Below are 13,494 nucleotides of genomic sequence, written 5' to 3'. Positions count from 1 at the left end.
AGTATGTATGTAAAGTTCTGATAAGCAGGGGGTTCTAGATGTTAATAACAAAACAGGAGTACAGAACGCTGGTCACGACCTCCGGTGGCTGGTCCAAGGCTACGGTGTGCGTTCTGTGCCTCTTGGTGTTTTTGTTCTGGGTCCAGGGAGCCAATGCGCGCAGCCTTCCGGATTTTACCGAGCTGGTGGAAGATAACTCCAGCGCGGTGGTCAATATAAGTACCACGAGCAAGCCGTCCCGTCGTGGGAGCGGTTATCCGGGGGCTCCGTTTGACGAGCGCCAACTGGAGCAGTTGCCGGAATTTTTTCAGGAATTTTTCCGGGGCCCGCAATCGCCCTACGGTAACCGTCCTGGCCCCGCCCAGCCCCGACAGTCCATGGGATCTGGCTTTATTGTCTCGAAAGACGGTTACGTGTTGACCAATAATCACGTCATTGAAGGGGCCGACGAGATTGTCGTACGCCTGAGCGATCGTCGGGAGTTGCCGGCGACCCTGGTGGGCACGGATCCCCGCTCCGATATGGCGGTCCTCAAGATTGAGAACGGTGATGACCTGCCAGTCGTCAAGATTGGTCGCTCCCGTAACCTGGAAGTGGGGGAGTGGGTACTGGCCATCGGTTCTCCCTTCGGTTTTGACTACACAGTGACGGCCGGCATAGTCAGTGCCCTTGGTCGCTCGTTGCCAACCGAGAACTACGTCCCGTTTATCCAGACGGATGTGGCCATTAATCCGGGGAACTCGGGCGGCCCCTTGTTCAACCTTGATGGCGAAGTGGTTGGCATCAACTCCCAGATTTATACCCGTTCGGGCGGGTTCATGGGCGTTTCCTTCGCCATCCCCATTGATGACGCCATGAATGTATTTAATCAGATTCGCGACAAAGGCTTTGTTGCCCGTGGCTGGCTGGGTGTTCTGATTCAGGAGGTTAATCGTGATCTGGCTGAATCGTTCGGGCTCAAGCGTCCCAGGGGGGCATTGATCGCCGAGGTAATGAGCGGGTCGCCGGCCGAAGACGCGGGTCTGGAAGCGGGTGATATCGTGCTTGAATATGACGGAGACAGTGTAGAGCTGTCGTCGGATCTGCCGCCGATGGTAGGGCGTACTTCCGTGGGTGAAACCGCAACGCTGACGGTGCTCCGCGAAGGCCGGGAGATGGAGCTGGACGTTGAAATTGGCAAGCTCCCGGAGCAGGGTAACGAACAGGCAGTTGCACCGGGTCCTGATCAGGGCGGTCCATCGCCTGCCCCCTTGGGTTTGGCAGTTGAGCCACTGCCCGCAGAGTTTGCCGATTCGATGGACCTGGACTCAGGTGTTCTGGTTACCAACGTTGGCCCGGGGCCTGCGCTGAACGCAGGTATTCGTCCGAGGGATGTGATCACCGAGATTCATCGCCAACCGGTACGGACCGTTGAGGAATTTCGTGACGTTGTGTCTTCTCTGCCGGATGATCGCGCCGTGTCCGTACGTGTTGTGCGTCAGGGGCGAGCCATCTATCTTGTAATGAAGCCCTGATCCACGTTGCGCGGTAAAGCCCCGGGAGTCCACTCAGGGACATATCCCGGGGCTTTTGTTACACTGGAAAGATAAACAAGAACGTCGGCCACGGATCGGACCTGCCCGCATGATGAATAAAAAGGAACTTCCCCTCAGGACACTTCTCACCTTCCGTAATGCCTGGGTCGCCTGGCTCTTGCTGGCGGCTTCTATCGCTATCACGTTGTTGCTGTGGCAGCTTTCGATCCATCTGGTTGAGGATCGCACCGAGGCCCGTTTTCGTACACAGTCGCTTCAGCTCAAAACCGCCATTGAAGAACGGCTGCTGAATCATGAGCAGGTTCTGGCTGGTAGCGCTGGCCTGTTTGCCGTTGCTGGGAGCGTGAGTCGTGAGCAATGGCAGGAGTACGTGGACAAAGTCGACATTGATCGTTACTACCCGGGTATTCAGGGGATCGGTTATGTGGAACGTATTGGTGTCCGGAGTATGGCGGATCACATCTCATCCGTTCGCGCCGAAGGTGTTCACAATTACCTGGTGACACCGCTGGGATCCGGGCCGGATTACTACCCGATGGTGTACCTGGAACCTGGCACTGATCGTAATCGCAGGGCGCTGGGGTATGATGCTTTCAGCGATCCCATCCATCGCAGAGCGATGGAAGAAGCTCGCGATGGAGCGAAGCCAACAGTCACCGGGAAAGTGATCCTGATCCAGGAAGAAGTTGCGGAAGACCAGGCCAGTTTCCTGATGTATTACCCCGTGTATCAGGGTGGGGACGTTCCGGAACTTCGTGTCGAGCGCCGCATGATGCTGGCAGGCTTCGTGTTCAGCGCGTTTCGTATGAACAACCTGCTTGACGGTATCGTCGGCCTGATCTCGCCTTTCCTCGACGTGCGTATTTACGATGGTGATCAGGTTTCCCGCGACACACGGATGTATGGTTCCAATCTGGGGTCACTGGATAACGACTTCAGCTTTGAGATGAGCCAGACCATTCGCCATGGCGGCAGAAACTGGTTGTTGCAGACCCGCTCGACCCCCGCCTTTGATTTTCTGGCTTCCGATCCCCGGCCACCGATTGTATTGGGCGCCGGTATTGTTATCAGCTTCCTGCTGTTCCTGTCCGCCCTCACGCTGATCCGCTCTCGCATTCTGGCGCAGGTGGGCGCGGGCCGCTACCGCGCTATTACTGAAGGTGCGGCTAACGTCACCCTGGTGCTGAGCGGTGGCGGCGAGCCGCAATACGCGAGTCCTTCGAGTAAGGACATACTGGGCTTTGATCCTGAAAGACTGCAGGAGCTGGATTTTGAATCAATCGTCCATGGTGATGACTGGCCTCAGTTAGTGGCGGGATTTGAAGAGTCCGTTGGAGCTCCGGGTAAGCAAATGCCGGTTATAAGGGCCCGGATTCGTGACGCTGACGGTCAGTGGCGGGATATGGAGGGAACGTATACCGCGATGTTGAATGTGCCGGGTGTAAACGGCGTGGTATTGAGTTTGCGTGATCTGACTCAGTTGAAAGCAGCGCAGTCAGAGCTGCACCGCCTGGCATTCTATGACCCCCTGACCGGCCTGGCCAACCGGCAGTTGTTCCGCGACCGACTGAATCACGTGGTTCGTCGCAGTCGCCGCAGTGGTGAGCCGGCAGCGTTGATGTTTCTGGATCTCGACGGGTTCAAACGGATCAACGACACCTTGGGCCACGATTCCGGGGATGAGCTGCTGAAGCATGTTGCTCAGTGGCTTACAGGTTGTGTGAGAGAGGAAGATTCTGTTGCTCGTCTGGGTGGTGACGAGTTTGTGGTATTGCTATCGCGTATCAGCAGCCCGGACGCTGCTGGCAAAGTGGCAGAAACCATCCTGCGGCGCCTGTGTCAGCGCATCCGATTGAATGAGCACGAAGTGGGTATTACGGTCAGTATCGGTATTACCATGATTCCGCACGACAGTGAGGAGTCCGGCACTTTGATGAAGTACGCCGACCTTGCCATGTACCGTGCCAAGGAAATGGGCAGAAATACCTACCAGTTCTTTACTCCGGCGATGAATATCCAGGCGGCCCGTCGCCTGTTGCAGCAGGAAGAGTTAGCCACAGCGCTGGACGGTGACCGCTTTGTGTTGCATTACCAGCCCAAGGTGGATCTGGAGACCGAGCGGGTCATTGGCGTTGAAGCGTTCCTGCGTTGGCACCATCCGGAGAAGGGGTTGGTGTCGGCTCAACAGTTTATCGGGCTCGCCGAAGAAACCGGTTTGATCGTTCGTCTGGGCGAGTTGGCTTTGCGGCAGGCTTGTATCCAGGTCCAGGCCCTTGAGCGGGCCGGGTTCGAGTCCCTGAAGATGGCGGTCAATCTCTCGGTGCGCCAGCTGACTGACTCCGGATTTCTGGATATGGTGCGACAAGTGATCACCGAAACCGGGGTGTCACCGGAGCGCCTCGAGCTGGAAATGCCGGCCGAGTTGCTTAATGAAGACCCCCGCATGTTGCGGGATTTGCTGGTTTCCCTGCATGATCTGGGCGTCTGCCTGATTCTCGACGACTTTGGTACGGGTTCGTGTTCGCTGGTTGCGCTACAGCAACTGCCGTTGAATGTTATTAAAATCGATCACCGGTTTATTCGCGATATCCCCTATAACGTCAGCGCTACTGATGTGGCATCCGCTGTGATTGCCCTGGCAAGAAAGCTGCACCTGACGGTTGTGGCCGAGGGTGTGGAGACCCCACAACAGCTCAGCTTCCTTAAGACCGCCGGATGCGCCCAGTGCCAGGGCAATCTGTTCAGCTATCCGTTGGACGAGGATGCCCTGATTGGCTTCCTGATTCGGCAGTATGAGCGGCCGCTTATTTCCTGATCATGGCAATGGCGGCTAGTAACCGGTAAAATCACGCCGTTCCCGGACTGCGGTAGCGGCCCCTCCGGGCTCAATCCTTCGTCTTATATGAGTATTCATTGTCTGTGACTGAACTGAGCCGAATTCGTAACTTTTCCATCATCGCCCACATCGACCATGGTAAATCCACACTCGCGGACCGTTTTATCCAGGTTTGCGGTGGCCTGACCGACCGTGAAATGGCCGAGCAGGTCCTGGACTCCATGGACCTCGAGCGTGAGCGCGGGATTACCATCAAGGCCCAGAGCGTCACGCTCAACTACAAGGCCCGGGATGGTCAGGAATACAAGCTGAATTTTATCGATACCCCGGGACACGTGGATTTTTCCTACGAAGTGTCGCGCTCTCTGTACGCCTGTGAGGGGGCGCTGCTGGTGGTGGATGCCGGGCAGGGCGTGGAAGCCCAGTCCGTGGCTAACTGTTATACCGCCATAGAGCAGGGTCTCGAAGTGGTGCCGGTGCTCAATAAAATGGATCTGCCTCAGGCAGAGCCGGAGCGTGTGGCCGCCGAGATTGAGGATATTATCGGAATTGAGGCGTCTGATGCCGTGCGTTGCAGTGCCAAGAGTGGGCTGGGCGTTGAAGACGTACTGGAAGACCTGATCCGGAAGATTCCTCCTCCCAAGGGTGACCGGGGCGCTCCGTTGCAGGCACTGATTATTGACTCATGGTTTGATAATTACCTCGGTGTGGTCTCCCTGGTTCGAGTCACAGAGGGAACCCTGAAAAAGGGCGACAAGATAGTAATCAAGTCCACAGGCAAGGCCTGGAATGCGGACAAGGTGGGTATTTTCAACCCGAAGCCAAAGGATACCGATATTCTCGAAGCCGGTGATGTGGGCTTCGTGGTAGCGGGCATCAAGGATATTCATGGTGCACCGGTAGGGGACACGATCGTTCACCAGAAATTTGCCCAGGAAACCCCCATGCTGCCGGGGTTCAAAAAGGTGAAACCCCAGGTGTATGCGGGACTGTTTCCGGTCAGTGCGGATGATTATGACGATTTCCGGGATGCGCTGGAGAAGCTGACCCTGAACGATGCCTCGCTGTTTTTCGAGCCGGAGAACTCCGATGCTCTGGGCTTCGGGTTCCGTTGCGGTTTCCTCGGCATGCTCCACATGGAAATTATCCAGGAACGGCTGGAGCGGGAATACGACATTGACCTTATTACCACGGCTCCGACGGTCATTTATGAGGTTCTGAACAAGCAGAATGAGACCCTGTCGGTGGATAACCCTTCACGGCTTCCGGATGTTGGTTCCATTGAGGAAATGCGCGAGCCCATCGTTGAGGCCAACATTCTGGTGCCCCAAGAGCACCTGGGTAATGTCATCGCCCTGTGCGAAGAGAAGCGGGGTGTCCAGAAGCACATGCACTTCATGTCGACTCAGGTGCAGCTCACCTATGAGTTGCCCATGGCCGAAGTGGTGATGGATTTCTTTGATCGCATCAAGTCCGCGAGCCGAGGTTTCGCGTCTCTGGACTATCACTTTACTCGCTTCCAGACGGCTAATCTGGTGCGTCTGGATGTTTTGATCAATGGCGAGCGGGTGGACGCCCTTGCGCTGATCGTCCATAAAGAGCAGGCCCACTACAAGGGCCGCCAACTGATTGAAAAGATGAAGGAACTGATCCCGCGTCAGATGTTTGATATAGCCATTCAGGCAGCCATCGGCAATCAGGTGGTGTCGCGGGTCACGGTGAAGGCGCTACGCAAGAACGTAACCGCCAAGTGTTACGGTGGTGATGTGAGTCGTAAGAAAAAACTGCTGCAGAAGCAGAAGGAAGGTAAAAAACGCATGAAGCAACTGGGCAACGTTGAGGTGCCTCAGGAAGCTTTCCTTGCCGTATTGAAAGTGGACAAATAAAAGGCACCTGAATGGATATTGATTTTCCCCTGGTCCTGGTTGTATTGACGTTCGCAACAGGCCTTATCTGGCTGGCAGACAGGCTGTTTCTCCGCAAGCGCAGAATGGCCTCAGTTCCTGCCGGTGACAGTTCACAGGACAGTGAAGCTGAGGCCCCCAAAGAGCCCTACCTGGTGGACCTGAGCCGGTCTTTCTTTCCTGTGTTGGCGATTGTCCTGGTGCTGCGTTCGTTCCTGGTGGAGCCTTTCCAGATACCTTCAGGATCCATGCTGCCCACGCTGGAGGTTGGCGACTTTATCCTGGTGAACAAGTTTGCCTATGGTATGCGTCTGCCCGTAGCCGGCACCAAGATACTTGAGGTTGATGATCCGGAACGCGGCGATGTGATGGTCTTCCGTTACCCCGAAGATGGGCATACCAACTACATCAAGCGCGTTGTCGGGTTACCAGGAGATCATATTCGCTACCGCAATAAGGAACTGTTTATTAATGGCGACAAGGTGGACTCCCGGTTTGTGGCGCGGTTGCCACCTCTGGAACTCCGTCGTGAGACCTTGGGGGCAACGGATCATGATCTGTTCCTGACCCTGGGGCGCCCTGGTGGCTCTGGTGAAGGGGAGTGGACAGTTCCCCAGGGGCATTACTTTGTAATGGGGGATAATCGTGACAACAGTAACGACAGTCGTTACTGGGGAACGGTGCCCGACGAGCTGATTGTAGGTAAGGCGTTTGCCATCTGGATGCACTGGAAATCGCTCACCAGTCTGCCATCCTTTGATCGTGTCGGCGGCATTGATTAATTCTCAAGGAGTGCAGTTTTCATGAAGAAGAATAATTTCTCCTCAATTGGGCGTCAGGGCGGTGCTTCGGCTCTCACCATGCTGGTGATGGTGCTGTTTTTTGGCAGCCTGCTGACACTGGTTATCAAGCTGGGGCCGGTCTATCTCGATGACATTACCATCCAGGAGGCCCTGGAAGGCCTGGAGGGTACGGAAGGCCTTTCGACCATGGGACCTCCTCAGGTACGCAGCCTGATCAACAAAAGGTTGAGTGTGAACAACGTCCGTGGTTTTGATGCCAAACAGATCAGCGTTGAGAAAAATGGTGAATTTGTGGTGATCAAGGTGGACTATGAAGTGCGTAACAATCTGTTCCGCAATGTGGATACCGTTATTCACTTCAAACACGAATACGAGATGAAGGGCAAGTGAGTTCGCAACCGGATCTGGACCAGTTACAACGTCGAATAGGGTATCAGTTCAAGGCGCCGGAGCGCCTGTTGCTGGCACTCACCCACCGCAGTTATGGCAATCAGAACAATGAACGGCTGGAGTTCCTGGGGGACTCCATCGTTAACATGGTGATAGCTGAACACCTTTATCTGCAGTTCGAAAAGGCCCGGGAAGGCCAGTTGAGCCGTTTGCGTGCCCGTATGGTCAAAGGTGTGACTCTGGCAGAAATTGGCCGTGAATTTGAGTTGGGAAAATATCTCAGGCTGGGTTCCGGCGAGCTGAAAAGCGGTGGATTTCGCCGGGAATCGATTCTCGCCGATGCTGTGGAATCCATCATCGGCGCTATCTACCTCGACAGTGATTTTGATACCTGCCGGCAGCAAGTGCTGCGTTGGTTTGATCAGCGCCTGAAGAGCCTGGATCTTCAGGACACCCAGAAGGATCCGAAAACCCGGCTCCAGGAATACCTGCAGTCCCGCCAATTCCCGCTGCCGAGATACGATGTTATCTCGGTGGATGGAGAGGCCCATGCACAGACTTTCCATGTTTCCTGCGCTTTGCCGTCTTTGGGTCGTAAAACGACCGGTGTCGGCAGCAGTCGTCGTATTGCCGAGCAGCAGGCCGCCCGTAATGCCCTGAAGGAACTGGGCGTGGAGAACGATTAATGAATGATATTACCCGTCCGGACGATCCGGAAAGCCGTTGTGGCTTTGTTGCCATTGTTGGCCGTCCAAACGTGGGCAAGTCCACGTTGTTGAATCATATACTTGGCCAGAAACTGAGCATAACCTCCCGCAAGCCCCAGACTACGCGTCACCAGGTTCTGGGTATCAAAACCATGGGGCCGGTGCAGGCGATCTATGTCGATACCCCGGGCATGCACGAGGAAGAACCCAGAGCGCTGAACCGCTACATGAATAAGGCGGCGACGTCGGCACTCATTGATGTGGATGTGGTGGTGTTCGTGGTTGACCAGATGGCCTGGACCACCGCCGACGAGCTGGTTCTTGAAAAACTGTCCAGACTCACATGTCCGGTGATCCTGGCAGTCAACAAGGTCGACAAGATCGAAAAACGTGAAACGTTGTTGCCGCATCTGGACATGCTCTCGAAGAAGCGCGAGTTTACCGAGATCATTCCACTGTCAGCCCTCAAGGAGATGAACCTGCAGCCGCTGGAAGAAACCGTTGGCCGCTACCTCCCGCAGAGCGTGCATTTCTATCCGGATGACCAGGTGACCGATCGCAGTGAGCGGTTTATGGCAGCCGAGATGGTCCGGGAGAAAATTACCCGGCAACTGGGCGCGGAACTGCCGTATTCCGTCGCGGTTGAAATAGAAGAGTTTCGCCGGGATGGCAAGACCCTGCATATTTCCGCGCTTATTCTGGTTGAACGGGAAGGCCAGAAGAAAATCATCATTGGCGACAAGGGTGAGCGTATGCGCAGTATTGGCCAGGACGCCCGTACCGACATGGAGAGGCTGTTTGACAGTAAGGTGATGCTCCGTCTTTGGGTCAAGGTCAAGCGGGGTTGGGCTGATAGCGACCGGGCCCTGAAGAGCCTGGGCATGAACGATTTCTGAGAACGGTATGGCCGGGTCAGTGCAGCAGGAGCCGGCGTATGTCCTCCATCGCCGTCTCTGGCGGGAAACCAGCCTGCAGGTCGACGTATTCACGCTGAACGCCGGCAGGGTGTCGTTGATCGCTCGTGGCGCCAACAGCGCCAAAAGTCCGCTCAAGGCCCAGTTGCAGCCATTCCAGCCCCTGATGCTGGATTGGACCGGGCGCGGTAACCTGAAAACTCTGACCCAGACCGACGTCCGTAGCGGGCCGTCACTCAGTCGCACGACGGCTCTTTACAGTGGACTCTATATCAATGAGTTGCTGCAGAGGGTTTTGCCGGCGGCAGATCCTCATCCTTCCCTGTTTGCCGCCTACATTCAAGTGATTACCGAACTCTCGGAAACGGACGATGTTGAGCCAGTGTTGCGTCGGTTCGAATGTTCATTCGCTGAGGCACTGGGGTACCGTTTTGCCTGGGACATTGCGACGGATTCCGGAGCCGGGGTCGAGGCGGGTCAGAGCTACTGCTATGATCCAGAGCGGGGCATTTTGCTGTGCCCGGACGAAAATGTACGGTTAAGAAACTTGTCGGGAGACACGCTGATGGCCCTGGCGTCCGGCGATCTGGAATCACCGGATTGCCGTCGCACAGCCAAGCGGGTTATGCGAGTGTTGGTGGACTACCTGTTACAGGGCAAGCCGCTACACAGTAGAAGCCTTTTCAGTCATGGTCGGAGAGAACCGAATGAATCCTAGAGTGTTACTTGGTGTGAACATTGATCACGTGGCAACCCTCCGTCAGGCTCGGGGTACCCGTTATCCGGACCCGGTGCAGGCGGCCCTGATGGCCGAGGAGGCTGGAGCGGACGGTATTACCATTCATCCCCGAGAGGATCGCCGTCATATTCAGGACCGCGATGTGCTGATGCTCAAGGAGACTCTGCAGACTAAAATGAATCTGGAGATGGCTGTTACCGACGCCATGCTGGCGTTTGCGGAACAGGTCCGGCCGGAGTGCGTGTGCCTTGTGCCAGAAAAGCGGGAGGAGCTCACCACTGAGGGTGGACTGGACGTCGACGGTCAGGAAGCCCGGGTGGCCAAGGCCTGTGAGCGTCTGGCGAAAATTGGTACCGAGGTATCACTGTTTATTGATCCGGATCCGGTGCAGATAGACGCCGCTGTCCGCTGCGGTGCCCCGGTGGTGGAATTGCATACCGGGGAATACGCCGAGGCTGACGATCCAGAGGCAGTTGAAGCTGCGTTCAAGGTTCTGGCCGATGCAGTCGCTTACGCGCGTAAAAAAGGTCTTGTAGTGAATGCGGGCCATGGCCTGCATTATCACAATACCGAACGTGTCGCGGCTATTCCCGGTATTAACGAGCTCAACATCGGTCACGCCATTATTGCCCGGGCGGTCTTTACCGGCCTGAAAGAGGCAGTGCGTGACATGAAATCCATTCTCGAGAGCGCACGCCTGGGCAGTTAAATGTCCTCAGCCCAAGGTGTTCCCCGATCCGGCGGTGCCCGTTTCCGATTGCTGGCGGAACTGCGCCTGCCAGTCGGTCTGGTCGCCCCATACCTGCAGTCTCTCGATTGCCGCCAGCAACTGATCTTTATGATAGGCCATGTCTGATGACGAGCACTTGAGTGCGGTTTCGAACTGGTTTGCCGCCGCTCTCAGTTCTGGCACTCCGCAGTAGCGGGTTGCCCCGTGCAGCTTATGTACGCAGTCCAGAAGCGGGTCGAGGTTGCCTTCTTTCCAGAAGCTCTGAACCTTGTCCGCATCCGACGACAACTGTTCCAGAAGCATGCTGAACAATTCCTCGGCGAGGTCCGCCTTGCCAGCCGCCAGTTGAATGCTCTCTTCGACGCTGACGCATTGCTGTTGAAGCTTGCGGGTTGATGGCCTCAGCGCCTTACTGGTATCCCTGATCTCAGGCACCCGGATGGGATGGGGTTGTGGTGAGATCTCGCAGGAATAGCCAGTGTATTCCCGGATCGTTTCAACCAACTGGCCGCTGCTGATCGGTTTTGCGAGATAACCGTCGAATCCCTGGCGAGCCAGCCGATCCTGCTCATCAGCGAGAGCGTGGGCAGTGAGCGCAATAACCGGGGTGCGATGAGTCTTGTTATCCATGGCGCGCAATCGTGCCGTGGTCTCGACACCATCCATACCTGGCATCTGGAGATCCATAAAGACCAGGTCAAAGGGATTGTTGCGAGCCTTGCTGATGGCTTCAAAACCACTGGAAGCGCCTTCCGCGTTGACCTGGCAGTCGTTCAGCAAGGTCATGACCAGTTTCAGGTTGGCCTCGTTGTCGTCTACTGCCAGCACCCTCGGGACGGTGCCAGTCGGTTGCCAGAAAGGCATGGCCTGCTGTTCGTGCAGCGGTTGTTGTCTGTCATTGATACCGTGAACCAGTAACAGTAATTCGTCATACAGGGCATTACGGCACACCGGCTTCGTAATGTGCCCGCTGGCCAGTCCGGACAGGGGGGTATCGTGGGTGTCGAGGGTTGGTGTCAGCAGCAGTGTACGGCAGTCGCGCTCCAGTTCCAGGTTGCGTGCCAGGGCACAGTACTGGCTGGAGTTCAGCAGGTGCCGGGTAATGCCAATAATGGCGAGGGCATAGCCGGCTTGGCTTCTCTGGGCTTCTTCCACCTGTTCCTGCATGGCACCGGGAGAAGCGACCACATCCACCGTCATTCCCCATTCTTTCAGCATATGCTCCACCGCCAGGCCGGTGGTCTTCTGATGTTCCAGGTAAATGACACGCTCTCCGCGGAGGGTATCCTGGGGGGCGCTTGTATCGCCAGAGCTGGACAGTTCGGAGGTCAGCGTGAACCAGAATGTGGACCCCTTGCCAAGCTCGCTTTGCAGGCCGATCTTGCCCCCCATTTCTTCCACCAGTCGCTTGGATATGGCCAGGCCGAGCCCGGTCCCGCCATATTGGCGGGCAGTGGAGGCATCCGCCTGGTTGAAGGCATTGAACAGGGATTGTTGCTGCGCCCGGGAAAGGCCAACCCCGGAATCGGTTATGCTGATGCGCAGGGTCACCTTGTTGTTTTCCTGATCCTCGTCTTCAAGGCTAGCGCGGAGGACCACTTCACCAGTCTGTGTAAACTTGATGGCATTGTTGACCAGATTGGTAATGACCTGCTTGACCCGCAAGGGATCACCCATGATGTTGTCGGGCACGTCATTATAGACCAGAGGCACCAGGTCGAGATTTTTGCCGTGGGCTGCAGGCGCCAGCATCACCATGACATCCTCAACGATGTCCCGGAGCTGGAATGGAACCCGGTCGAGGATCAGTTTGCCGGCCTCAATTTTTGAGAAATCCAGGATGTCATTGATGATAGTCAGCAGAATTTCCGAGGATTTTCGGATCGTGCTCAGGTGGTCCCTTTGCTGTCGCGGCAGTGGGCTCTTCATCAGCAATTCGGTGAAGCCAATAATGCCGTTCAGTGGTGTACGTATTTCATGGGACATGTTGGCGAGGAATTCGGATTTGATCCGGCTGGCCTCCAGTGCTTCCTTGCGGGCGAAATCCAGTTCGATGTTCTGAATTTCGATGGTCTCCAGGGTTTCTCTCAAATCCTCGGTGGCCTGGTCAATGTTCTGCTGCATTTCCGCCTGCGCCATGCTCAGCTCCTCCGCCATGGCGTTGAGGCCGGATTCCAGCTGTTCGAACTCCGGGCCGGCAGAGGTGTATACGCGGGTATCCAGTTTGCCTTCCTTGAGCTTGGCTACCGCTTCGTTCAGTTCGAAGACCGGATCGGTAAAGGCGCGACTGAGGCGCATGGCGATGATGAGGCTGAGAATGACGCCACCGAGCACCAGTATCAATGAGATCAGCAGGGCTTTATAGGTTTCCTTTTCCGTGCGGATATGGGACATCTCAACCGCAGCCCAACCCAAGGGCTCTTGTACGCCGTTGACAGGTTGTCCGGCACCCTGGTCCAGCATGCTCTCGATCATCAGGTCCTGAAGGAATACGGGGGTGACAAACAGTGTGCTGTCACCGCGGAATATGCGCCAGGGGCCCTCTGCTGCGAGATCATTAGGGGAAATGGCATCTGCGCTTCCCGGCCCGGTATGCAGGAGTCGCTTGCGCTCACCATTGAAAAAAGTGATGGAGCGCACGTCCTGTTCCTCCAGGAGGGCGTTGGACAGGCTGTTCAGCAGGCTTCGGTTGGCAGTAAACAGGCCATATTCGGACCCTGCTGCCAGCTGTCGCGACAGGGACTGACCACGATCCTGTAGCAGACTTTCAATATTGTTGACCCAGCTGTAGGTAAAGAACAGCCCGAGTAAAATTGTGGTCAGAAGGGTGGGGACCAGCGTCACCACCAGTACTTTTTTGCGAATGCCCCAACGCCGCATATCGTGTTCCTGATGTTATCGTTGCCAGCCAGATAGTCTGGCTTTACTTCCCTGTC

10 protein-coding genes are annotated in these 13,494 nt (G+C 56.1%); 9 read left to right on the top strand and 1 reads right to left on the bottom strand.

Annotated elements, in window-relative coordinates; translation table 11 throughout:
• Window positions 1–38 precede the first annotated feature (38 nt).
• The 9 genes from MARLIPOL_RS13705 to pdxJ all read left to right on the top strand — a co-directional run bounded on the left by MARLIPOL_RS13705 (window position 39) and on the right by pdxJ (window position 10,537).
• The gene (locus tag MARLIPOL_RS13705) at window positions 39–1,514 is read left to right on the top strand and encodes a DegQ family serine endoprotease (protein ID WP_012138804.1); all 1,476 of its coding nucleotides are present in this window, start codon (window positions 39–41) and stop codon (window positions 1,512–1,514) included.
• A 109-nt stretch (window positions 1,515–1,623) separates the two neighbouring features.
• Window positions 1,624–4,350 (top strand): bifunctional diguanylate cyclase/phosphodiesterase, encoded by a 2,727-nt coding sequence (locus tag MARLIPOL_RS13700; RefSeq protein ID WP_012138803.1) that lies wholly within the window; start codon window positions 1,624–1,626, stop codon window positions 4,348–4,350.
• Between the two features lie 104 nt (window positions 4,351–4,454).
• A complete protein-coding gene (gene lepA, locus MARLIPOL_RS13695; protein WP_012138802.1) occupies window positions 4,455–6,257 on the top strand; it encodes a translation elongation factor 4 in 1,803 nt (600 codons plus the stop codon).
• Window positions 6,258–6,268: 11 nt separating this feature from the next.
• The gene (gene lepB, locus MARLIPOL_RS13690) at window positions 6,269–7,057 is read left to right on the top strand and encodes a signal peptidase I (protein WP_012138801.1); all 789 of its coding nucleotides are present in this window, start codon (window positions 6,269–6,271) and stop codon (window positions 7,055–7,057) included.
• Window positions 7,058–7,078: 21 nt separating this feature from the next.
• On the top strand, window positions 7,079–7,468 hold the full coding sequence (locus MARLIPOL_RS13685; protein WP_012138800.1) for a DUF4845 domain-containing protein: 390 nt from the start codon (window positions 7,079–7,081) through the stop codon (window positions 7,466–7,468).
• On the top strand, window positions 7,465–8,154 hold the full coding sequence (gene rnc / locus MARLIPOL_RS13680) for a ribonuclease III (RefSeq protein WP_012138799.1): 690 nt from the start codon (window positions 7,465–7,467) through the stop codon (window positions 8,152–8,154). Before MARLIPOL_RS13685 ends, rnc begins: the two co-directional genes overlap by 4 nt.
• The gene (gene era, locus MARLIPOL_RS13675; protein ID WP_012138797.1) at window positions 8,154–9,071 is read left to right on the top strand and encodes a GTPase Era; all 918 of its coding nucleotides are present in this window, start codon (window positions 8,154–8,156) and stop codon (window positions 9,069–9,071) included. Before rnc ends, era begins: the two co-directional genes overlap by 1 nt.
• Window positions 9,072–9,078: 7 nt before the next feature.
• Window positions 9,079–9,807: a DNA repair protein RecO gene (gene recO, locus MARLIPOL_RS13670; protein WP_012138796.1), complete on the top strand. Its 729-nt coding sequence runs from the start codon at window positions 9,079–9,081 to the stop codon at window positions 9,805–9,807.
• The gene (gene pdxJ, locus MARLIPOL_RS13665; RefSeq protein WP_012138795.1) at window positions 9,797–10,537 is read left to right on the top strand and encodes a pyridoxine 5'-phosphate synthase; all 741 of its coding nucleotides are present in this window, start codon (window positions 9,797–9,799) and stop codon (window positions 10,535–10,537) included. The genes recO and pdxJ overlap by 11 nt, the downstream gene beginning before the upstream one ends.
• A 6-nt stretch (window positions 10,538–10,543) precedes the next feature.
• Here pdxJ and MARLIPOL_RS13660 read toward each other — a convergent pair whose 3' ends face one another.
• Window positions 10,544–13,438 carry an ATP-binding protein gene (locus MARLIPOL_RS13660; protein WP_012138794.1) on the bottom strand — a complete coding sequence of 965 codons (2,895 nt, stop codon included), beginning with the start codon at window positions 13,436–13,438 and terminating at the stop codon, window positions 10,544–10,546.
• Between the last annotated feature and the right edge of the window lie 56 nt (window positions 13,439–13,494).

It is taken from the genome of Marinobacter lipolyticus SM19 (assembly GCF_000397065.2).
Taxonomy (GTDB): domain Bacteria; phylum Pseudomonadota; class Gammaproteobacteria; order Pseudomonadales; family Oleiphilaceae; genus Marinobacter; species Marinobacter lipolyticus.
Note: the sequence above shows the minus strand (reverse complement) of the source record. Positions and strands in the feature narration are given on the sequence as shown.

Bases quoted from the DNA above. Each gene is read 5' to 3' on its own strand.
- MARLIPOL_RS13660 (WP_012138794.1), bottom strand. From the start codon at position 13,438: ATGCGGCGTTGGGGCATTCGCAAAAAAGTACTGGTGGTGACGCTGGTC.
- recO (WP_012138796.1), top strand. From the start codon at position 9,079: ATGGCCGGGTCAGTGCAGCAGGAGCCGGCGTATGTCCTCCATCGCCGT.
- era (WP_012138797.1), top strand. From the start codon at position 8,154: ATGAATGATATTACCCGTCCGGACGATCCGGAAAGCCGTTGTGGCTTT.
- MARLIPOL_RS13700 (WP_012138803.1), top strand. From the start codon at position 1,624: ATGATGAATAAAAAGGAACTTCCCCTCAGGACACTTCTCACCTTCCGT.
- lepB (WP_012138801.1), top strand. From the start codon at position 6,269: ATGGATATTGATTTTCCCCTGGTCCTGGTTGTATTGACGTTCGCAACA.
- MARLIPOL_RS13685 (WP_012138800.1), top strand. From the start codon at position 7,079: ATGAAGAAGAATAATTTCTCCTCAATTGGGCGTCAGGGCGGTGCTTCG.
- pdxJ (WP_012138795.1), top strand. From the start codon at position 9,797: ATGAATCCTAGAGTGTTACTTGGTGTGAACATTGATCACGTGGCAACC.
- MARLIPOL_RS13705 (WP_012138804.1), top strand. From the start codon at position 39: ATGTTAATAACAAAACAGGAGTACAGAACGCTGGTCACGACCTCCGGT.